The 20,733-nt window shown below is 64.7% G+C and carries 22 protein-coding genes; 13 read left to right on the top strand and 9 right to left on the bottom strand.

Going from position 1 to position 20,733, the window contains the following annotated elements; translation table 11 throughout:
* Positions 1 to 7: 7 nt before the first annotated feature.
* The 10 genes from nuoL to DIE02_RS24555 all read left to right on the top strand — a co-directional run bounded on the left by nuoL (position 8) and on the right by DIE02_RS24555 (position 9,920).
* On the top strand, positions 8 to 2,065 hold the full coding sequence (gene nuoL, locus DIE02_RS24600) for an NADH-quinone oxidoreductase subunit L (RefSeq protein ID WP_124487230.1): 2,058 nt from the start codon (positions 8 to 10) through the stop codon (positions 2,063 to 2,065).
* 18 nt (positions 2,066 to 2,083) lie between these two features.
* Positions 2,084 to 3,574: an NADH-quinone oxidoreductase subunit M gene (locus DIE02_RS24595; RefSeq protein WP_044844658.1), complete on the top strand. Its 1,491-nt coding sequence runs from the start codon at positions 2,084 to 2,086 to the stop codon at positions 3,572 to 3,574.
* Positions 3,575 to 3,610: 36 nt separating this feature from the next.
* Positions 3,611 to 5,065, top strand: coding sequence for an NADH-quinone oxidoreductase subunit NuoN (nuoN, locus tag DIE02_RS24590; RefSeq protein WP_185500423.1), 1,455 nt, complete (start codon positions 3,611 to 3,613; stop codon positions 5,063 to 5,065).
* Positions 5,065 to 5,361, top strand: a complete 297-nt coding sequence (locus DIE02_RS24585) for a DUF2818 family protein (RefSeq protein WP_044844656.1) — start codon at positions 5,065 to 5,067, stop codon at positions 5,359 to 5,361. The genes nuoN and DIE02_RS24585 overlap by 1 nt, the downstream gene beginning before the upstream one ends.
* A gap of 36 nt (positions 5,362 to 5,397) precedes the next feature.
* On the top strand, positions 5,398 to 5,988 hold the full coding sequence (locus DIE02_RS24580) for an NUDIX domain-containing protein (RefSeq protein ID WP_044844655.1): 591 nt from the start codon (positions 5,398 to 5,400) through the stop codon (positions 5,986 to 5,988).
* 136 nt (positions 5,989 to 6,124) lie between these two features.
* On the top strand, positions 6,125 to 6,547 hold the full coding sequence (locus DIE02_RS24575) for a DUF1178 family protein (protein ID WP_006756910.1): 423 nt from the start codon (positions 6,125 to 6,127) through the stop codon (positions 6,545 to 6,547).
* 54 nt (positions 6,548 to 6,601) lie between these two features.
* On the top strand, positions 6,602 to 7,798 hold the full coding sequence (locus DIE02_RS24570) for an acyl-CoA dehydrogenase family protein (protein ID WP_124487232.1): 1,197 nt from the start codon (positions 6,602 to 6,604) through the stop codon (positions 7,796 to 7,798).
* 19 nt (positions 7,799 to 7,817) lie between these two features.
* A complete protein-coding gene (locus DIE02_RS24565) occupies positions 7,818 to 8,951 on the top strand; it encodes an acyl-CoA dehydrogenase family protein (RefSeq protein ID WP_124487233.1) in 1,134 nt (377 codons plus the stop codon).
* A gap of 34 nt (positions 8,952 to 8,985) precedes the next feature.
* Positions 8,986 to 9,447, top strand: coding sequence for a MaoC family dehydratase (locus DIE02_RS24560; RefSeq protein ID WP_124487234.1), 462 nt, complete (start codon positions 8,986 to 8,988; stop codon positions 9,445 to 9,447).
* A complete protein-coding gene (locus DIE02_RS24555) occupies positions 9,444 to 9,920 on the top strand; it encodes a MaoC family dehydratase (protein WP_124487235.1) in 477 nt (158 codons plus the stop codon). The genes DIE02_RS24560 and DIE02_RS24555 overlap by 4 nt, the downstream gene beginning before the upstream one ends.
* A gap of 49 nt (positions 9,921 to 9,969) precedes the next feature.
* On the opposite strand, the gene DIE02_RS24550 is transcribed toward DIE02_RS24555, so the two are convergent.
* Both DIE02_RS24550 and DIE02_RS24545 read right to left on the bottom strand, forming a co-directional pair.
* A complete protein-coding gene (locus DIE02_RS24550; protein ID WP_124487236.1) occupies positions 9,970 to 10,662 on the bottom strand; it encodes a glutathione binding-like protein in 693 nt (230 codons plus the stop codon).
* Positions 10,663 to 10,836: 174 nt separating this feature from the next.
* Positions 10,837 to 11,628, bottom strand: a complete 792-nt coding sequence (locus DIE02_RS24545) for an oxepin-CoA hydrolase, alternative type (RefSeq protein WP_124522500.1) — start codon at positions 11,626 to 11,628, stop codon at positions 10,837 to 10,839.
* Positions 11,629 to 11,839: 211 nt separating this feature from the next.
* On the opposite strand from DIE02_RS24545, the gene DIE02_RS24540 reads away from it, so the two are divergent.
* The gene (locus DIE02_RS24540; RefSeq protein WP_124487238.1) at positions 11,840 to 12,496 is read left to right on the top strand and encodes a glutathione S-transferase; all 657 of its coding nucleotides are present in this window, start codon (positions 11,840 to 11,842) and stop codon (positions 12,494 to 12,496) included.
* A 49-nt stretch (positions 12,497 to 12,545) separates the two neighbouring features.
* Here DIE02_RS24540 and DIE02_RS24535 read toward each other — a convergent pair whose 3' ends face one another.
* Positions 12,546 to 13,718 carry a pyridoxal phosphate-dependent aminotransferase gene (locus DIE02_RS24535; protein WP_124487239.1) on the bottom strand — a complete coding sequence of 391 codons (1,173 nt, stop codon included), beginning with the start codon at positions 13,716 to 13,718 and terminating at the stop codon, positions 12,546 to 12,548.
* A 33-nt stretch (positions 13,719 to 13,751) separates the two neighbouring features.
* On the bottom strand, positions 13,752 to 14,249 hold the full coding sequence (locus tag DIE02_RS24530) for a putative toxin-antitoxin system toxin component, PIN family (protein ID WP_124487240.1): 498 nt from the start codon (positions 14,247 to 14,249) through the stop codon (positions 13,752 to 13,754).
* 57 nt (positions 14,250 to 14,306) lie between these two features.
* On the opposite strand from DIE02_RS24530, the gene yaaA reads away from it, so the two are divergent.
* Both yaaA and DIE02_RS24520 read left to right on the top strand, forming a co-directional pair.
* Positions 14,307 to 15,089, top strand: a complete 783-nt coding sequence (gene yaaA, locus DIE02_RS24525; RefSeq protein ID WP_124487241.1) for a peroxide stress protein YaaA — start codon at positions 14,307 to 14,309, stop codon at positions 15,087 to 15,089.
* Positions 15,090 to 15,177: 88 nt separating this feature from the next.
* Positions 15,178 to 16,332, top strand: coding sequence for a M14-type cytosolic carboxypeptidase (locus tag DIE02_RS24520; RefSeq protein ID WP_124487242.1), 1,155 nt, complete (start codon positions 15,178 to 15,180; stop codon positions 16,330 to 16,332).
* Between the two features lie 82 nt (positions 16,333 to 16,414).
* On the opposite strand, the gene DIE02_RS24515 is transcribed toward DIE02_RS24520, so the two are convergent.
* From DIE02_RS24515 to DIE02_RS35640, 5 genes are all read right to left on the bottom strand, one after another.
* Positions 16,415 to 17,068: a BspC domain-containing protein gene (locus tag DIE02_RS24515; RefSeq protein WP_044844645.1), complete on the bottom strand. Its 654-nt coding sequence runs from the start codon at positions 17,066 to 17,068 to the stop codon at positions 16,415 to 16,417.
* Positions 17,069 to 17,204: 136 nt separating this feature from the next.
* On the bottom strand, positions 17,205 to 17,879 hold the full coding sequence (locus DIE02_RS24510) for an energy-coupling factor ABC transporter permease (protein ID WP_044844644.1): 675 nt from the start codon (positions 17,877 to 17,879) through the stop codon (positions 17,205 to 17,207).
* Between the two features lie 75 nt (positions 17,880 to 17,954).
* Positions 17,955 to 18,791 (bottom strand): response regulator transcription factor, encoded by an 837-nt coding sequence (locus DIE02_RS24505; protein WP_044844643.1) that lies wholly within the window; start codon positions 18,789 to 18,791, stop codon positions 17,955 to 17,957.
* Between the two features lie 208 nt (positions 18,792 to 18,999).
* Entirely contained in the window at positions 19,000 to 20,217 is a 1,218-nt protein-coding gene (locus DIE02_RS24500) for a DUF2863 family protein (protein ID WP_044844642.1), read from the bottom strand.
* Positions 20,218 to 20,375: 158 nt separating this feature from the next.
* Positions 20,376 to 20,534, bottom strand: a complete 159-nt coding sequence (locus DIE02_RS35640) for a hypothetical protein (protein WP_185702652.1) — start codon at positions 20,532 to 20,534, stop codon at positions 20,376 to 20,378.
* Between the last annotated feature and the right edge of the window lie 199 nt (positions 20,535 to 20,733).

The raw sequence follows: 20,733 nt of genomic DNA, 5'->3' as shown, positions 1-20,733 counted from the left end.
CGCTGTTATGTCAACGACACTCAATGAAAACCTGCTGCTGGCGATTCCGCTCGCTCCGCTGGCCGGCTCGCTGATTGCGGGGCTGTTCGGGAACGCAGTCGGGCGCAAGGGCGCACACCGGATCACGATCCTCGGCGTGATGATCGCGTTCCTCCTGTCGGCGAAAGTCTTCGCCGACGTCGTGATGGGCGGCGCGAGCTTCAACGCGACCGTCTACGAATGGATGCGGGTCGGCTCGCTGAAACTCGAAGTCGGCTTCCTCGTCGATTCGATGACGGCGATGATGATGGTCGTCGTGACCTTCGTGTCGCTGATGGTGCACGTCTACACGATCGGCTACATGCAGGAAGAGGACGGCTACCAGCGCTTCTTCTCGTACATCTCGCTGTTCACGTTCTCGATGCTGATGCTCGTGATGAGCAACAACTTCCTGCAGCTGTTCTTCGGCTGGGAAGCGGTGGGTCTGGTGTCGTACCTGCTGATCGGCTTCTACTTCACGCGTGAGAGCGCGATCTACGCGAACATGAAGGCGTTCCTCGTGAACCGCGTGGGCGACTTCGGCTTCCTGCTCGGCATCGGCCTGCTGCTCGCGTTCGCGGGTTCGATGAACTACGGCGAAGTGTTCGCGAAGCGTGCCGAGCTCGCCAGCCTGCACTTCCCGGGCACCGACTGGGGCCTGCTGACCGTCGCCTGTATCTGCCTGTTCATCGGCGCGATGGGTAAATCGGCACAGTTCCCGCTGCATGTGTGGCTGCCCGACTCGATGGAAGGCCCGACTCCGATCTCCGCGCTGATTCACGCGGCGACGATGGTGACCGCCGGCATCTTCATGGTGTCGCGCATGTCGCCGCTGTTCGAACTGTCGGATACCGCGCTGTCGTTCATCACGGTGATCGGCGCGATCACGGCGCTGTTCATGGGTTTCCTCGGCATCATCCAGAACGACATCAAGCGCGTGGTCGCGTATTCGACGCTGTCGCAGCTCGGCTACATGACCGTCGCGCTCGGCGTATCCGCGTACCCGGTCGCGCTGTTCCACCTGATGACGCACGCGTTCTTCAAGGCGCTGCTGTTCCTCGGTGCGGGCTCGGTGATCATCGGCATGCACCACGACCAGGACATCCGCAACATGGGCGGCCTGCGCAAGTACATGCCGATCACGTGGATCACGTCGTTGATCGGCTCGCTCGCACTGATCGGCACGCCGTTCTTCTCCGGCTTCTACTCGAAGGATTCGATCATCGAGGCCGTGAAGGAATCGCATCTCGCGGGTTCGGGCTTTGCGTACTTCGCAGTGGTCGCAAGCGTGTTCGTGACGGCGCTGTACTCGTTCCGCATGTACTTCCTCGTGTTCCACGGCGAAGAGCGCTTCCGCAACCCGAAGCATCCTGAATCGCCGATGGGCATGGCGGCCGCGCACGGCCACGACGATCACGGCCACGGCCACGGTCACGACGACCACGCGCACGAACCGCACGAGACCCCGTGGGTCGTGTGGCTGCCGCTCGTGCTGCTCGCGATTCCGTCGGTCATCATCGGTGCGATCGCGATCGGCCCGATGCTGTACGGCAGCTTCTTCGAACATGGCGTGGCATTCGACAAGGTGATCTTCATCGGCGAAAACCACCCGGGCCTCGAAGAGCTGGGCAAGGAATTCCACGGCTGGGCCGCGATGGGCCTGCACTCGCTGACGACGCTGCCGTTGTGGCTCGCGATTGCCGGCGTCGTGGTCGCGTGGTTCCTGTACCTGAAGCGTCCTGAGCTGCCTGCCGTGATCCGCCGCGCGTTCGGCCCGATCTACACGCTGCTCGACAACAAGTACTACATGGACAAGATCAACGAAGTGGTGTTCGCCCGTGGTTCGGTGGCGATCGGCCGCGGCCTGTGGAAGGAAGGCGACGTCGTCGTGATCGACGGCCTCGTCAACGGCAGCGCCAAGTTCATCGGCTGGTTCGCCGGCGTGATCCGCTTCCTCCAATCCGGTTACATCTATCACTACGCGTTCGCCATGATCATCGGCATGCTGGGGCTCCTGACCCTGTTTGTAACGCTCGGCGGCAAATAAGGCGAGGGGACAAGAACAATGCACGCTTTTCCGATTCTCAGTACCGCGATCTGGTTGCCGATCGTTTTCGGCCTCCTGGTACTCGCGGTAGGTAACGACAAAAATCCGGGGACGGCCCGCTGGGTCGCGCTGATCGGCTCGCTGCTCGGTCTCGCGGTCACGGTCCCGCTGATCACGGGCTTCGACTCGAGCACGGCTGCGCTGCAGTTCGTCGAGCAGTCGACCTGGATCGAACGCTTCAAGATCTCGTACCACCTCGGCGTCGACGGCATCTCGATGTGGTTCGTCGTGCTGACCGCGCTGATCACGGTGATCGTCGTGATCGCCGCGTGGGAAGTGATCACCGAGAACGTCGCGCAGTACCTCGCGGCCTTCCTGATCCTGTCCGGGATCATGATCGGCGTGTTCTCGGCGGCTGACGGCCTGCTGTTCTACGTGTTCTTCGAGGCGACCCTGATCCCGATGTACATCATCATCGGCGTGTGGGGCGGCCCGAACCGCGTGTACGCGGCGTTCAAGTTCTTCCTGTACACGCTGGCCGGCTCGCTGCTGATGCTGGTCGCGCTGATCTACCTGTACACGCAGACGCATTCGTTCGACCTCGCGACGTGGCAGGGCGCCAAGATCGCGATGACGCCGCAGATCCTGCTGTTCATCGCCTTCTTCCTCGCGTTCGCGGTGAAGGTGCCAATGTGGCCGGTGCACACCTGGCTGCCGGACGCGCACGTGGAAGCGCCGACGGGCGGCTCGGTCGTGCTGGCGGCGATCATGCTGAAGCTCGGCGCATACGGTTTCCTGCGCTTCTCGCTGCCGATCACGCCTGACGCAAGCCACTTCCTGGCACCGGTCGTGATCACGCTGTCGCTGATCGCGGTGATCTACATCGGTCTCGTCGCGATGGTGCAGGCCGACATGAAGAAGCTGGTCGCGTATTCGTCGATCGCGCACATGGGCTTCGTCACGCTCGGCTTCTTCATCTTCAACCAGCTTGGCGTCGAAGGCGCGATCGTCCAGATGATCTCGCACGGCTTCGTGTCGGGCGCGATGTTCCTGTGCATCGGCGTGCTGTACGACCGCGTGCACTCGCGTCAGATCGCCGATTACGGCGGCGTCGTGAACGTGATGCCGAAGTTCGCGGCATTCGCGATGCTGTTCTCGATGGCCAACTGCGGCCTGCCGGGCACCTCGGGTTTCGTCGGCGAGTTCATGGTGATTCTCGCGGCCGTCCAGTACAACTTCTGGATCGCATTCGGCGCGGCATTCACGCTGATCCTCGGCGCGGCCTACACGCTGTGGATGTACAAGCGCGTGTACTTCGGCGCGGTCGCGAACGATCACGTTGCCAAGCTGAAGGACATCGGCCGTCGCGAATTCGTGATGCTGGCGGTGCTCGCCGCGTTCACGATGCTGATGGGCCTGTATCCGAAGCCTTTCACCGACGTGATGCACGTTTCCGTGGAAAACCTCCTCTCCCAAGTCGCGCAGTCGAAGCTGCCGCTGGCCCAGTAATCGCGAGCGGAGGAACTCAAGATCATGAACGCTCCTATGAATGTCCTGTTGCCTGACGCGCTGGTGATGGTCGCCATCGTCGTCGCATGGCTGAACGACACCTTTACCGGTGCCGCTGGCCGCCGCCTGACCTATCTGATCGCGGTGGTTTCGTCGGTCGTCGCCGGCGTGTGGTTCGCGGTGCAGGCGCTCGACCCGCAGCCGTACTACTTCTTCTCGCGGATGGTCGTCGTCGACTCGTTCGCGAGCATGATGAAGGCCGTCGTGTCGATCGGCTTCGCGGTCTCGCTCGTCTATTCGCGCAAGTACCTCGAAGACCGCGACATGTTCCGCGGCGACGTGTTCCTGCTGGGCATGTTCTCGCTGCTCGGTCAGCTGGTGATGGTGTCGGGCAACAACTTCCTGACGCTGTACCTCGGCCTCGAACTGATGTCGCTGTCGCTGTACGCGGTCATCGCGCTGCGCCGCGATGCCGCGCAGTCGAGCGAAGCCGCGATGAAGTACTACGTGCTGGGCGCGCTCGCGTCGGGCTTCGTGCTGTACGGCATCTCGATGCTCTACGGCGCGACCGGCTCGCTCGAGCTGGGCGAGGTGTACAAGGCGGTCGGCGGCAACACCGACGCAGCCGTGCTGATGTTCGGCGTGATCTTCATCGTCGCCGGTATCGCGTTCAAGCTCGGCGCCGTGCCGTTCCACATGTGGGTGCCGGACGTCTACCAGGGCGCACCGACCGCGATGACGCTGTTCGTCGGCGGCGGCCCGAAGGTTGCCGCGTTCGCGTGGGGCCTGCGTTTCCTGGTGATGGGCCTGCTGCCGCTCGCACAGAACTGGCAGACCGCGCTCGTGATCCTCGCCGCGCTGTCGCTGATCGTCGGTAACATCACCGGTATCGTCCAGCGCAACATCAAGCGGATGCTCGCGTATTCGGCGATCTCGAACATGGGCTTCGTGCTGCTCGGCCTGCTCGCCGGCATCGTGAAGGGCGACGCGGCCGCACCGGCGAACGCATACAGCTCGGCGATGTTCTACGCGATCGTCTACCTGATCACGACGCTCGGCTCGTTCGGCGTGGTGATGCTGCTCGCACGCCGCGATTTCGAAGCGGAAACGATCGACGACTTCAAGGGCCTCAACAAGCGCAGCCCGGTGTTCGCGTTCGTGATGATGGTCATGATGTTCTCGCTGGCAGGTATCCCGCCGACCGTCGGCTTCTACGCGAAGCTCGCGGTGCTCGAGGCGACCGTCAATGCGGGGCTCACGTGGCTGGCCGTGCTGGCCGTGATCACGTCGCTGTTCGGCGCGTTCTACTACCTGCGCATCGTCAAGCTGATGTACTTCGATGCACCGCAGGATACGACTCCGGTCACCGGCGATTTCTGCAAGCGCACGATCCTCGTGCTGAACGGCCTCGCGGTCGTCGTGCTCGGCCTGATCCCGAGCCCGCTGCTGACGGCCTGCCTGCAGGCGATTCGTCACACGCTGCCGCTGTAATGTCGGCAGCCGGCTGGTTCATCGTGCTGTTGGCGCTCGTCTGCGCCAACCTGCCGTTCCTGAACCAACGCCTCTTCGCCGTCGTGCCGATCGGTGCGACGAAGAAGAACGCGTGGGTTCGGATCGGCGAGCTGATCGTGCTGTATTTCGTCGTCGGCGCGCTCGGCTTCTGGCTCGAGTCGCGCGCCGGCAACCGCTTCGAACAGGGCTGGCAGTTTTACGCGATCACGTTCAGTCTCTTTGTCGTGTTCGCGTTCCCCGGCTTCACGTTCCAGTATCTCGTCAAACGACGCTGACGGCTTCGGCCGTCGCGCTCATTCTTGGAGCCGCCGATGGCCGAACTACCCAATCACGACGCCGCACTGACCGAAACCTGCCTCGAGAGCGAGGCGATTTTCGAAGGCTCGTTCCTCAAGCTGAAGCGCGATACCGTCCGTCTGCCGGACGGCAAGCAGGCCACGCGCGAATACGTCCAGCACCCGGGCGCGGTGATGGTGATCCCGCTGTTCGACGACGGCCGCGTGCTGATGGAAAGCCAGTACCGCTATCCGATCGGCAAGGTCATGGCCGAATTCCCGGCCGGCAAGCTGGATCCGAACGAAGGCGCGCTCGCCTGCGCGGTGCGCGAACTGCGCGAGGAAACCGGCTACACGGCACGCGAATACGTGTTCCTGGCCCGTATTCACCCGATCATTTCCTATTCGACCGAATTCATCGACCTGTATCTCGCGCGCGGCCTGACTGCCGGCGAGCGCAAGCTCGACGAAGGCGAATTCCTCGAAACCTTCACGGCGACGCTGCCCGACCTGCAGGAGTGGGTGCGCACGGGCCAGATCACCGACGTGAAGACGATCATCGGCACGATGTGGCTCGACAAGGTGCTGTCCGGCGCCTGGCCGCTGGGTCCGGTCGAGCAGCCCTGACGACGCGTCAGCGGCGGGTGGGGCGCCGCGTTACAATTGGGTGACGCGGTTGCTGGCCGGCCGCGCGATCCTGGTTTAGCACGATCGTTCACAAAAGCGCGTTTTGCGCTACACTCGTCACACGCCCTGATTCAGCATGAAGGTCCTCGATTTACAGTGCCCGCACGGCCATCGGTTCGAAGGCTGGTTCGCTTCCGCCGATGAGTTCGAAGCGCAGTTGTCCCGCAAGCTGGTCGAATGTCCGGTATGCGGGACGACCGAGATCAACCGGATGCCGTCGGCGCCTCGCCTGAACCTGTCGGGCGCGACGCAGGCACAGCCGGCCGATCCGCGTGCGCTGCAGGCGCAGGTGATGCGCGCGCTGCGCGAGGTGCTGGAGAAGACCGAGAACGTGGGCGAGCGCTTCGCCGAGGAAGCGCGGCGCATCCATTACAACGAGGCGCCGGCACGCAGCATTCGTGGCGTCACGACGCCGGAGGATGCGCAATCCTTGGCCGAAGAAGGCATCGACGTGATGCCGCTGCCGATTCCTGCCGCGCTGAAAGAACCGCTGCAATGACGTATGCAGTGTGTGTCCTTGGCCGGGGACGGCCGCGGTCAGGAGACACTGCGCATGGATCTGGATTATTCCCCCGCCGACGACGCGTTCCGCGCCGACGTCCGCGCCTGGCTCGAGGCCAATCTGCCTCACGCACTGCGCGCCAAGGTACTCGATCACAAACGACTCGACCGCGAGGATTTCGCGAGCTGGCACCGGATTCTCGGCCAGCGCGGCTGGTCCGCGCCCGCGTGGCCGGCCGAATACGGTGGCCCGGACTGGAACGCGACGCAGCGGCACATCTGGGATGAGGAGTGCGCGCGCATCGGCGCGCCGACCGTGCTGCCGTTCGGCGTGTCGATGGTCGCGCCGGTGCTGATGAAATACGGCAGCGAAGCGCAGAAGCGCCATTATCTGCCGCGCATTCTCGACGGCACCGACTGGTGGTGCCAGGGCTACTCGGAGCCGGGCTCCGGATCGGATCTCGCATCGCTGCGCACGCGCGCCGAACGCCACGGCGATCACTACGTCGTCAACGGCCAGAAGACCTGGACGACACTCGGCCAGTACGCGGACATGATGTTCTGTCTCGTGCGCACCGATCCGGCGGCGAAGAAGCAGGAGGGCATCTCGTTCCTGCTGATCGACATGAAGACACCCGGCATCACCGTGCGTCCGATCATCACGCTCGACGAGGATCACGAAGTCAACGAGGTGTTCTTCGAGGACGTGAAGGTGCCCGTCGAGAATCTCGTCGGCGATGAAAACCGCGGCTGGACCTACGCGAAATACCTGTTGGGCCACGAGCGCACCGGCATTGCACGCGTCGGCGCGTCGAAGCGCGAGCTCGCATTCCTGAAGCGCGTGGCGTCGAACCAGCGCAAGAACGGCAAGCCGTTGCTCGCCGATCCCGTGTTTGCCGCGAAGATCGCGGCGCTCGAGGTCGAGCTGATGGCGCTCGAGGTGACGGTGCTGCGCGTCGTGAGCCGCGAGACGAGCGGCAAGGGGCCGGGCCCCGAGGCATCGATGCTGAAGATCAAGGGCACCGAGGTGCAGCAGGCGCTCACCGAGCTGATGTTCGAGGCGATCGGGCCGCTCGCCGCGCCATTCGATGTCCCGTTCCTCGAGGGCGAGCGCGAACACAGCAGCGCGGGCGACGACGATGCGGCGCCGCTCGCCGCGTACTACTTCAATTACCGGAAGACTTCGATCTACGGTGGTTCGAACGAGATTCAGAAGAACATCATCGCGCAGATGATCCTGGGGCTGTGATCAGGGAACGGAGACAACCATGGATTTCAGCTTTACCGACGAGCAGCAACAGTTCGCCGACGCGCTGCGCCGTTATCTCGGCGAGCAATACGGTTTCGACGTGCGCCAGGCCATCGTGCGCAGCGAGGCGGGCGTGTCGGATGCACAATGGAGCGCATTCGCGGAGCTGGGCCTGACCGCGCTGCCCGTGCCGGACGCACATGGCGGATTCGGCGGCGGCCCGGTCGACATGCTCGTCGCGATGCAGGAGCTCGGCCGAGCACTCGTGGTCGAGCCGTACTGGGCGACCGCGGTCGGTATCGAGGCGCTGCGCATCGCCGGGTCCGGCACGGGCGACGATGCCGCGCTGCTGGAAGCGGTCGCACAAGGGCAGAAGCGCGTTGCCGTTGCATTCCACGAACCGCGGGCGCGCTACGACCTGTACGAACTCGAAACGCATGCGCGCGAGCAGGGCGGCACGTACCGGCTGACCGGCATCAAGTCGATCGTTCAGCACGGCGCACAGGCACATGTGTGGATCGTGCCCGCGCGCGTCGACGGCGGCGGCATCGGCCTGTTCGTCGTCGATCGCGATGCCGCGGGCGTGCAGCTCGTCGACTACCGGACGATCGACGGCCAGCGAGCCGCGACGATCGAGTTCAAGGAAACGCCCGCGCGGCAGTTGACGGGCGGCGCACGCGATGCGGCCGCACTCGAGCAGATTGCCGATTACGCGATCTTCCTGCTCTGCGCGGAAGCGGTCGGCGCACTCGACGAACTGAACCGCGCGACGGTCGAATACACGAAGACGCGCGAACAGTTCGGCGTGCCGATCGCGCGCTTCCAGGCGCTGCAGCACCGGATGGTCGACATGCTGATTCACGCGGAGCAGGCGCGCTCGCTGACTTACCTGGCCGCCGTGCGTTACGCGGGTGGCGACGCCGACGCGCGGCGCAAGGCGGTGTCGGCCGCGAAGGCGCGGGTCGGCGCGGCCGCGCGCTTCGTCGGCCAGCAGGCCGTGCAACTGCACGGCGGCATGGGCGTGACCAACGAGGTCGCCGCCGCACACCTGTTCAAGCGGCTGTCGATCATCGAGACGACCCTCGGCGACACCGATCATCACCTTGCGCGCATCGCGGCCCTGCCGGATTTCGCGCAGACCGACGCGGCATGACGGCGACGCGCGAGCGCGCTACAGGAGATAGACAGTGGGTATCAGTTACGAAGATCTGGAAGTCGGCAGTACGACCGAAATCGGCCGCTATACGTTCGAACCGGACGACATCAAGGCGTTCGCGCAACGCTACGATCCGCAGCCGTTCCACCTCGACGAGGAAGCCGGCAAGGCCTCGCCGTTCGGTGGACTGGTCGCGAGCGGCTGGCATACGTGTTCGGTGTTCATGAGCCTGCTCATCAAGAAGCTCGGGCCGGATTCGACCAGCATGGGCTCGCCCGGCATCGATTCGATCCGCTGGCTCAAGCCCGTGCGTGCCGGCGACACGATCACGATGTACCAGAAGGTCCACGACAAGCGCGTGTCGGCGAGCAAGCCCGATCGCGGCATCGTGTCGACGGAGTGGGTCGGCCTCAACGGTGCCGGCGACACGGTGATCACCGTGCATACCAAGGTGATCTTCGGGCTGCGCCATCCGCAAGGAGCGGGTGCATGACGGACGTGACATTGCCGCTGATCGCGTCGACGCAAGCGCTGCTCGAGCGGGTCGGCGCGGAACCGCTCGCGAGCGGCTGGGTCGAGATCGACCAGCGCCGGGTCGACGGGTTCGCCGACGCGACCGGCGATCACCAGTGGATTCACGTCGATCCCGAGCGTGCGCGGCGCGAGTCGCCGTTCGGCGGCCCGATCGCGCACGGCTTCCTGACGCTGTCGCTGATTCCCGCGCTGATGACCGATGCGATGCGCTTCGAGCAGAAGATGGGCGTGAACTACGGACTGAACCGCGTGCGGTTCCTGAAGCCGGTGCCGGTCGGCGCGCGCGTGCGCGCGCTGTTCGCGGTGAAGGAGGCCGCGCAGGCCGCGCGGGGCGGCGTGCAGGTGACGTGGTCGGTGTCGATGCAGGTCGAGCGTCCGGATGCGCCGTTGCTCGTTTGTTCGGCGGAATTCATTACGCTGCACTACTTCTGATGCGCGCGGCGGCAGCGACGGATGCCGCTGCGTCGCAGCGCGCGGTGCTTCAGTGCTTCGCGTATTGCGTCGCGCCGAACAGCATCTCGCGTGCCTTGTCGTCCTGCAGCGGCTTGCGCAGCGACGCGAGTACTTCGACGCCGCGCTGCACGGCGGCACGCGCGGCAATGGCTTCATGCCAGCGCTTCACGTTCGGCAGTTCGTCGAGCACGATGCCCTGGTTTTGCCACGAACGCGTCCACGGGAACGTCGCAATGTCCGCGATCGTGTACGTGTCGCCCGCGAGATAGTCGGATTCGCCGAGGCGCTTTTCCATCACGTTGTACAGGCGCTTCGCTTCGTTCGTGTAGCGATTGACCGCGTACGCGATCTTCTCCGGCGCATACAGCCGGAAGTGATGCGCCTGGCCGAGCATCGGGCCGACGCCGCCCATCTGGAACATCAGCCATTCGAGCGTCGCGTAGCGTGCGGCTGGCTCGGTCGGCAGGAACTTGCCGGTCTTTTCCGCCAGGTAAATGAGGATCGCGCCGGATTCGAACAGCGAGATCGGCTTGCCGCCGGGGCCGTCCGCGTCGACGATCGCGGGGATCTTGTTGTTCGGGCTGATCTTCAGGAATTCGGGCTCGAACTGGTCGCCCGCACCGATATCGACCGGATGCGCACGATACGCGAGGCCTGTTTCCTCGAGCATGATGTGTACCTTGTGGCCGTTCGGGGTCGCCCAGCTGTAGACGTCGATCATCGTCAACTCCTTTATTGCATGCGCGAAAACGGCGCCGACAGGGCGCCGCGACAGGCGGTCATTAGAGCATGGATCGATGCGGGCTGCAGGCGACGGCAACGTGCGGCCACGCGCCTGCGCGCGCGTGTCGCCGAGGCGGCGGAACCGGCGTTCGAGCGGTGGCCGCGCGCCGGATCAGCGCTTGTAGCGCGGCTGGCGTTTCTCGAGAAATGCGGTAATGCCTTCGAACGCGTCCGCGTGATGCAGTGACGCGACGAAGTGATCGCGCTCGGTGCCGAGGTGCGCATCGAGCGGCTGCGCGGTCGCATCGTCGAGCAATGACTTGATGCGTGTCAGCGCGTTCGGCGAGATGCCGGCAAGCGAGTCGGCCCACGCGAGCGCGTCGGACAGCGCGGCACCGGGCGCGGCGAGCCGGTTGACGACGCCGAGCGCATGCAGGCGTTCGGCCGCGACAGGCTTGCCCTCGAACAGGATTTCGGCGGCGAGCGCACGCGGCAGCGCACGTGCGAGGAACCACGAGCCGCCGCCGTCGGGCGTGAGGCCGACGCGTGCGTACGACATCACGAACTTCGCATCGTGCGCGGCAACGATCAGGTCGCACGCGAGCGCGAGCGAGAAGCCCGCGCCGGCCGCGGCGCCTTCGACGGCCGCGATCACGGGCTTCGTCGTTGCGCGCAGCGCCGTGATCCACGCGCCGAGCTGATCGATGCTGTCCGCCTGGTAGGACGGATCCTTCGAGCGGTTGTCGAGCAGCCGGTTCAGGTTGCCACCCGCGCAAAAGAAGCGATCGGCCCCCGTGAGCACGACCGCGCGAATCGCGGGATCGCGCTCGGCGGTGGCGAGCGCTTCGACGCCGGCCGCATACATGTCGGGATGCAGCGCATTGCGCGCGCCGGGATTGGACAGCGTGAGGACGAGCGTCGATTCGCTTTCGGGCGGACGCGAGGCCAGCAGTTCAGCACTCATGCGAGTGTGTCTCCATCGAATGGCGGGGTTGCGGCGCCGCATGTTGCGCGGGCTTGCGCGCCTACCCGTGAGGGTGATGCCGCAGCGGATGTATCGTTGTCTTGACGGACGCGAAACTGCTTTAGACTAGCACGAACGTGCTTTTCAGCGCGACGCATCCCGATGCGGCCGGCATCACTGCGGCCGCGCCTCAGCAACGAAGGAGACTCCGATGCTACAGCTGTGCGGTATTCCGTTGTCCAACTATTACAACAAGGTGAAGTTCGTCCTGCTCGAGCATGGCATCCCGTTCGAGGAATCGGCATGCGGTCTGCCGATCAACGATCCGGCACTGCTTGCCGATTCGCCGCTCGGCAAGATTCCGTTCCTGAAGACGGAAGAGGGCGCGCTGTTCGAGTCGCAGGTGATCATCGAGTATCTGGCCGCGCGTTTTCCCGACAAGGCCATTTTCCCGGCCGGGCCGTTCGCGGCCGCGAAGGTGCGCGAACTCGTCGAGACGCTCGAGCTGTATCTCGAATGGACCGCGCGCGAGGTCTATACGGAAGCGTTTTTCGGCGGCAAGGTCAGCGACGGGATGAAGGCGCACGTCGAGAAGCGCCTGCCGCGCGCGATCGATGCGTTCAAGCGGATGACGCAGTTCTCGCCGTACGTGCTCGGTGACACGTTCAGTCTTGCGGACATTGCCGCAGCGATCCACCTGCCGGTGATCGGGATGGCGACGAAGGCCGTCTTCGGCCGCGATTTCCTGCTCGACGCCGGCATCGACTGGAAGGCGCACGCTAAGCTGGTCGGCGAGCGGCCGGCCGCGCAGCGCGTGGCGGCCGATCGCAAGGCCTACGTCGAGGCGGCGAGCGCCGCGCGTTCGTAAGCGCGGTGCGGGCGCGGTGTCGTACCGCGCCCGGCCGCCGAGGCAAGCCTTACAGGCGCGCGAGCCGTTCGAGTGCGGATGCGAGCGTGCCTTCCTGCTTCGCAAAGCAGAAGCGCACGACGCCCGACTCGTGCGGCTCGTGGTAGAACGCCGACACCGGAATCGCCGCCACGCCGATTTCCGATGTGAGCCACTTCGAGAATTCCGCTTCGGGCAGATCGCTGATCGCCGAATAGTCGACGCACTGGAAGTACGTGCCGGTGCACGGTAGCAGCTTGAAGCGCGTGCGCTCGAGGCCGGCGCGGAAGAAGTCGCGCTTCTTCTGGTAGAAGCCGGCCAGCGTCAGGTACGGCGCCGGATCGCGCAGGTAGTCGGCGAGCCCGATCTGCATCGGCGTGTTCACCGTGAACACGTTGAACTGATGGACCTTGCGGAACTCCGCGGTCAGCGCGGCAGGCGCCGCGACGTAGCCGACCTTCCAGCCCGTCACGTGGTAGGTCTTCCCGAAGCTCGACACGATGAAGCTGCGCGCGGCCAGGTCCGGGTAGCGCGCGACGCTCTCGTGCCGCGCGCCGTCGTAGACCATGTGTTCGTACACTTCGTCCGACAGGATCAGCACGTTGGTGCCGCGCACGATCTCCTCGAGCCTGCGCATGTCGGCCTCGCGCCACACGGTGCCGGTCGGGTTGTGCGGCGTGTTGATCATGATCATCCGCGTCTTCGGCGTGATCGCGGCGGCCAGGCGATCGAACGGGATCGCATAGTCGGGCGCTTCCAGCGTGACGAACACGGGTTTGCCGCCGGCCAGTTCGATCGAAGGCAGATAGCTGTCGTAGGTCGGTTCGACGACGATCACTTCGTCGCCGGGATGCACCGCGCACAGGATCGCCGTCAGCAGGGCCTGCGTCGCGCCGGCCGTGACTGTGATCTCGGTGGCCGGATCGTAGCGGCGGCCGTAGACCTGCGCGATCTTGTCGGCGATCGCATCGCGCAACGGCGCGACGCCGGCCATCGGCGGATACTGGTTGTGACCGTTGCGCATCGCGGCCGCGACCGCGTCGACGATGCGCGGGTCGCAGTCGAAATCCGGGAAGCCCTGGCCGAGGTTCACGGCGCCTTTCTCGGCGGCGAGCGCGCTCATCACCGTGAAGATCGTCGTGCCGACGTTCGGCAGGCGCGAGGGGAAAACGGGAGTCGTAGGCATGTCGGTAGGAGCGTTCATCGATACGGTCGCAAGCGGGTGGCGCCGGGCTCGTCAGGCTGGCGTGGTGGTGGGGGCCGACGCGGCATCGAGCGCGCAGGCTTCGGTAAATGGCGCGGGCTGCGCGATCCGGAAGCCGAAGTCGCGTGCGGTGCGCTTCGCGAGCTTGAGCAGCGCACGGTCCTTCGACACGAGCCAGTCGGCCTGCGCGGCGCGCGCGAGCTCGAGAAACTTCTGATCGTCGCGGTCCTTGCACTTCGGCAGCGGCGGCGCGTCGGCGTCGACGGGCGGCGGCTCGACGAGGCGCGTCAGGCGGGCGACGGTCGCGAGCGCTTCGGCCTTGTCGATCGCGCGCGCCTGGAACTGCGGATAGTCGAGCACGAGCTCGAGTTCGTTCAGGCAGCGGCCGTCGATCACGGCGGCCAGCGTGCCGCGTTCGAGCGCAGCCCGGATCGGGCGGGTGGCCGGGTCGTCGAATACGAGTATGTCGATCCAGACGTTCGAGTCGAGCACGACGCGATGTGCGGCATGCGGGGCGAGGGAGCGGGTCATTCGTTACAATCGGTGGTTTTCGTCTGACCGCAAGGCACGGCGTGCCAGCGAGCCTCTATGATAATCGTTCTCTCCCCAGCCAAATCCCTCGACTACGATACGCCCGCCCACGTCCCGTCTTACACGAAGCCTGCATTCGTCGACGATGCGTCGGAACTGATCGCCGGCCTGCGCAAGCTGTCGCCGCAGGATATCTCGACGCTGATGGACATCTCCGATCCGCTCGCGCGGCTGAACTTCCAGCGCTACGCGGACTGGTCGCCGACCTTCACGACGGCCAATGCGAAGCAGGCGGTGCTCGCGTTCAACGGCGACGTGTACGAAGGGTTCGATGCCAAATCGCTGTCGGCCGCCGATCTCGACTATGCGCAGCAGCATGTGCGCGTGCTGTCGGGCCTGTACGGGCTGCTGCGCCCGCTCGACCTGCTGCAGCCGTACCGGCTCGAGATGGGCACGCGTTTCGCGAACGCGCGCGGCAAGGATCTGTATGCGTTCTGGGGCGACCGCATCACGCGGGCACTGAACGAGCAGCTCGAGACGCGCAGCGGCGCGGCACGTGTGCTGGTCAACTGCGCGTCGACCGAGTACTTCAAGTCGGTCAAGCCGAAACTGCTGGCCGCGCCGATCGTCACGCCGGTGTTCGAGGACTGGAAGGGCGGCCGCTACAAGATCATCAGCTTCCATGCGAAACGCGCCCGTGGCCTGATGGCGCGCTATATCGTCGAGAACCGCATCTCCGAGCCGGCCGCGCTGAAGGATTTCGCGGTGGAAGACTACGCGTTCGATGCCGCTGCGTCGAACGATTCGACTTACGTATATCGCCGGCGAATCGGCGAGTGACCGAGCCGGCCGTTCACGAGACGGCCGGTGCATGCATGAGGCCGGACACGTGGCAGACCGCCCGCTCCGGTCGCAATTGGAGAGACAGATGACCCTTTCGATCACCAGCAATTTCGACGCAGGCGCCGTCGACGTCGTGTCGTGCGATAGCCCGGACGCGATCCGGCTGCGCATACGTGGCGACAACCGCTCGGAATTCGCGCAATGGTTCTACTTTCGCCTGACGGGCGCGCGCGGCGAGCGGTGCGTGATGTCGTTCGAGAATGCAGCCGAATGCGCGTATCCGTCGGGATGGCGCAACTACAGTGCAGTCGCGAGCTACGACCGGGTCGACTGGTTCCGCGTGCCGACGACATTCGACGGCAAGACGATGACCATCGACCATGCGCCCGAGTTCGACAGCATCTACTACGCGTATTTCGAGCCGTACTCGGAAGAGCGCCATGCGGCGTTCCTCGGCGCGGTTCAGCAATTGCCGCAGGCGAGCGTCGTCGAACTCGGCCGCACGGTCGAAGGCCGTCCGATGTCGCTGCTGACGCTGGGTACGCCGGAAGTCGACGGGGCACCGAAGAAGAAGGTATGGATCATCGCGCGCCAGCACCCGGGCGAGACGATGGCCGAGTGGTTCGTCGAAGGGCTCGTCAAGCGGCTGGCCGGATGGGGCGACTGGGCGGGCGATCCGGTGGCGCGCAAGCTGTACGACCGCGCGACGTTCTACATCGTCCCGAACATGAATCCGGACGGCAGCGTGCACGGCAACTTGCGCACCAACGCGGCGGGTGCGAACCTGAATCGCGAGTGGATGGAGCCCGATGCCGAGCGCAGCCCCGAAGTGCTGGCCGTGCGCGATGCGATCCATGCGATCGGCTGCGACATGTTCTTCGACATTCACGGCGACGAAGATCTGCCGTACGTGTTCGTTGCGGGTTCGGAGATGCTGCCGAGCTTTACCGAGCAGCAGGGCAGGGAGCAGACCGCGTTCATCGAAGCGTTCAAGGTCGCAAGCCCGGATTTCCAGACCGAGCACGGCTATGCGGCGAGCAAGTACAAGGAAGACGCGCTCAAGCTCGCGTCGAAGTACATCGGCCATCAGTTCGGCTGCCTGTCGCTGACGCTCGAGATGCCGTTCAAGGACAACGCGAACTTGCCCGACGAGCGGGTCGGCTGGAATGGCGAACGGAGCGCGGCGCTTGGCGCTGCAATGCTGGCGGCAATCCTGGTGCACGTCGAGACGTTCGCGTAAGCGCATCGTCGTCGATATGAAAAAGCCGGCGCATCGCATGATGTGCCGGCTTTTTGGCTTCTGTCGTTGCCGCTCCGCCGTATCAGGACTTCTTCGCGGTTTTCTTCTTCACGGCATTCTTCTGGCCGCTGGATTTTTTCGTTGCGACGGCTTTCTTGCCGGTGCGGCCGGATGCCTTGGCCTTCACCTTGCCGCGGTGTGACTTGCCGTTGAACTTCTTCGTCGACGACGACGGACGCTCGACGCGCGGCTTCAGCGGCGGCACGGGATCGTTCCAGCTGAACGCAAGCATTTGCTGACCGACGTAGCCGCAGCGGAATTTCAGCGGTGTCGGGTCGCTGCCGTCGCTGTGGACGCCAAGGCCATCCACGGTAACGATGTTGTCGACCTTCACGCGCTGCTTGCCCTGATCGAACGAATCGTTCCACGGCGTGATCGTCGCCTTGCCGTTTTCGAACGCGTTCGGCGCGAAGTCGACGCGATCGAAGGCCGACGACGTGCTGGCGATGAAGCTGCCGTGCGCCGCACAATCGGCGACGATCGGATCGGCGTGCATCTCGTTGACGAATTTGTTGATCAGTTCGGAGCGCTGGTCGAGGAGGTCGGCGAATACCGGTGCCGGAAGCGCAAGCGACAGGCCCGCGACACAGGCCGCCAGCTTGCCGAGCGCCCGGAAAATCCGGAGCGAGGCAGGTGAGCTGTCCATCTGGTTATTGGTGAGGAGCAAATGAGGCATCGGGCACGTATAGATGCCCGATGAAGATCAGGAGTTCAATCTTAGCGTAAAAAAGTTGTGCGGCAGTAGGCGTTGCACTCTCCCGCGCTGCGCAAACGGATCGCCGCGCGCACCGCTCGCATCGGGGCCGGCGCGTTCAGGCGCGCGGGCCGCCGAGGCGATAGCGCCGAACGTCGAACGTCGTGACCCACGCCGGACGATAGACAGCGATGAGCGCGGTGGCCATGCCGGTGAACCACGCTTCGCCGAGCGCGAGCAGCGCGGTGTTCAGCAGATAGCCGGCGGGAATCACGACGGGCACGCCGTCCGCGAGCGCGAGCTGGACACCGGCCGCGGCCGCGGCGACCGAGACGATCGCGATGGCCGGTGACAGGAACCCCTGGCCGATGATGAACGATGCGAGGTTGTGCGGGAGCCACGCGATCGCGGCGCGTTGCAGCAACGCGGACACGGCGACCGGTAGCGCGCCGTAGATCAGATAGGTGAGACCGATGCCTTGCCACGGCGCATCGAAGACGATCGCGGCGACGGCCGTGACGGCACCCATCGCGATCAGCGCAAGCGTCCAGTCGAACAGCGTGACGAGCAGCGTCGCGCCGAGCAGGTGCATGACGATGCCATCTTCGAGCCACGCATTCGAGGCCCACAGCACCGTGATCGCAGTGACGAGCGCGAGCCACACGTGCTGGAGCGTTGCGTCCTGCAGCCGGACGAAGGGACGATTCCAGAGCGCGAGCACGAGCAGCGCCACGGCGGCGATCCAGCCACCGATGCCAACCCAGAGCGGAAGCGGTGTGAAAAGAAAACCCATGGGTCCATATTACTCGTTGAGCATCAAAGGTGGGAATCCGCACATGTCGACCGTCGCAATATCGAGACTGTCCGATCAGCGGTCGCGCCGAAACCGCGCCCGCGGTTCGGCCGCGAGCGGCAGGTCGCGAGTGCTGGTGTCCGCGGCAGGCAGCGGGTATGGACGGTCGTTCCGTTGCTTGCGCAGGGGGACCGGGCCGCGTTCGCCGATGACGGGCTTGCTTGCACGATCGCGGTTCGCCAGCAGCACCTCGAGATGGGGCGACAGCCAGCCGTTGTAGATCGCGACTGCGGCAGCGCGGTTTGCCGCGCCCAGCTGCTGGAAGATGCTGGCGAGGTGGATCTTCACGGTGCCTTCGCTGATGCCGAGCGTGCGGGCGATCATCTTGTTGGTGCTGCCCATATGGACGAAGCGCATGATCTGCGCCTGTCTAGGCGACAGGAGGCTGCTTGGCGGGCGGCGCGGCAGCGATCCGGCGAGCGTCTGGAAATGGGCATCGTGACGCGCCGCGGCGGCGGAAGGCAGCAGGCTGAGCGCGATCGGCGGGATGTAATGGCCGCCCAGCAGAACCATTTCGAGCGCCCGCACGATCAGGTGCGGCCGTGTGGAGTGCGGGATCACGCCCGCGACGCCGTAGTTGTAGAAGCGCTGGATGGCCTCCGGCGTGGATTCGTCGATCAGCACCGCGGCGGGCGTCGGCGAGCAGGCGCTGCAGAGCGCCTGGAGTTCGCTGTGCCGCCCGACGTCCAGCCAGTCGATGGCAACGAGGTCGAAACGCTGGGTGCGCAGCAGCCGGCGCGCCTGGAAACCATCGGGTGCATCGTTGATGCGGGCGTGACGGTCGATCTGCCGCAGCAGGGCTTTCAGTCCGTCACGCCGTTCGGCGTCTGAGTTAAGCACCAGGAACCGCATATTCAACCTCCGTAAGGTGAGTCATTGAGCTGCCGTCGGCATGGGGTGGCTCCGATAATGACAAAAACCTTACACGATGTCTGCTTGGCTGAAAGGATTAGGAAAAGTCTGAAATTTCGCGTGAGGGAAATGCGGACGAAAAAAAGCCGCTCCGGCAGGAACCGGGAGCGGCTTCGTTGGGCAGGCTCAGCGGGCCTGCCTTGCACGATCAGTGAAAGTGCGGCTGGGCGGGCGATGCGTCTTCCGGCATTTCCGCGTGGACGATCTCGCCGAGCGGATCCGCATAGAGCGGCACGCCGCAGTCGTCGCAGTACTCGGGCTCGAAGCGGCCTGCGTGCCGGCGGACGTCGGTTACGCCGCATTCCTTCAACAGACTCACGATCTCCTCGAGCGGCCCTTCGATCGGGGCTTCGCCTTCCAGCGTCGCGCTGTCGATCGACACGTCGCCGTTCTCGCGACCGTACAGCGGCCACACGACGCCATAGATCACGTCGTTGCTGGCACGTCGCGTGAAGCCGACGCGATACTCGTCGATCCGGCGCTCGCCGAAGCCCGCGACCACCGCGCGCAGCTCTTGCGGTGCCGCACCAAGTGTGTCGAAAAGATAACGGATGGCCGTTCGGACCGTGTGCGGACGGATGCGCTCGTCCGCATCGCGGCAGGCCGAGTAGTACGCGTCCGGAAGCAGGCATTCGAACTCGCAGCCGGGCAGGGCAGCCGACAGGTTCGGGCCGCCCTGGGCAGTCCATTGCTCGAGACACTGGCCGCGTTCGATCCGGTTGCCGTGTTCTTCCTCCTGCCAGCGAAACAGCGGTGCGCCGGCCGGCGCGGCGACGACGGCGAGCAGGAAGCGTGGGTCGGCCAGGATCGGTGAGGTTTCGGGCAGGTCGCCGAAGCTGAGCTTGGCTGCGTGCTGGCCGAGCGCCGCGTGTGCGAGCTGCTGGGCGAGCCGATAGGTCTCGACGTGGTGACGCGGCAACTGGTCGATGCTGTACAGGAACGGGGCCAGCCCGACGAGCGTGCCGGTGGCGAGCACGTGCGCCTGCAGGTGCGTGCGCAGTGCGTCGGCGACGTCGCCTTTCAGCGGGCCCGACGGAATCATGTAGCGCGTCCAGGCGAGAACGGGAACGGCGACCAGCAGCGCATCGTACGGCTGGCCGTCGTGTTCGATCACCATCGATTCGCTATGCGTCTCGGCCATGTCGGCGAGCGCGCCATAGGCGTCGGGGTGGTTCTGCTGCAGATGGTCGAGTGCTGCGTCGAGCGTGGTCTGGTTGCCGTTGCGAACAATCTTGGCAAGCAGCGCATCGAGCTTCGCTTCCCAGAAGCGATCCTCGATGCGACTGCCCGAGGCGAAGAGCGCAAGCGACAGGCCGACCAGTTTGTCGGCGTCGGGGGGGAGGCGTTTGGCGATTCGCTGGCGCATATTAAATACGTATAGAAAGAGGCGAAGAACCTCACATTCTAGTCCGTTCTTTGCGCCATAAGCGGTCTCGTGCTCCGGCATGGCCGGAAGGCCGAATCGGCGGGGATGAAAGAAAAATCCATCGAACCCCTTGCGCGAGTGCCGGCAGGTGCTTAGAATCACGCCTCTTTCGCGCTAACGGAAACGCGGCGCGGGGGAAAAAGGGAAGCGGTGCTGTCGGGCGGGTCGTAGCGGCCTCGGCGGTGCAGGAAGTTGAACCCCAGCCGTCGCAACGAAGTAGTTAAAAAGTTGTTGACGAACTGAAAAAAGCGGTTCATAATCTCTCTTCTCTGCTGCTGAAAACGCAGCGCTGCTGAGAAAGCCTCCGGGTCCTCGCAGAAGTGCTCTTTAAAAATTAACAGCCGATAAGTGTGGGCGCTTGATGGCAGCGAGCTGATCTTCGGATCAGAAAAGCGAAAGTATCAAGAGTCTCACACTAAAGTAAGTCAGGTTTATGAAGTGATTCATATTCCTGTC

Origin of the sequence: Burkholderia sp. Bp8991 (genome assembly GCF_003853795.1) — a bacterium.
Classification (GTDB): domain Bacteria; phylum Pseudomonadota; class Gammaproteobacteria; order Burkholderiales; family Burkholderiaceae; genus Burkholderia.
Note: the sequence above shows the minus strand (reverse complement) of the source record. Positions and strands in the feature narration are given on the sequence as shown.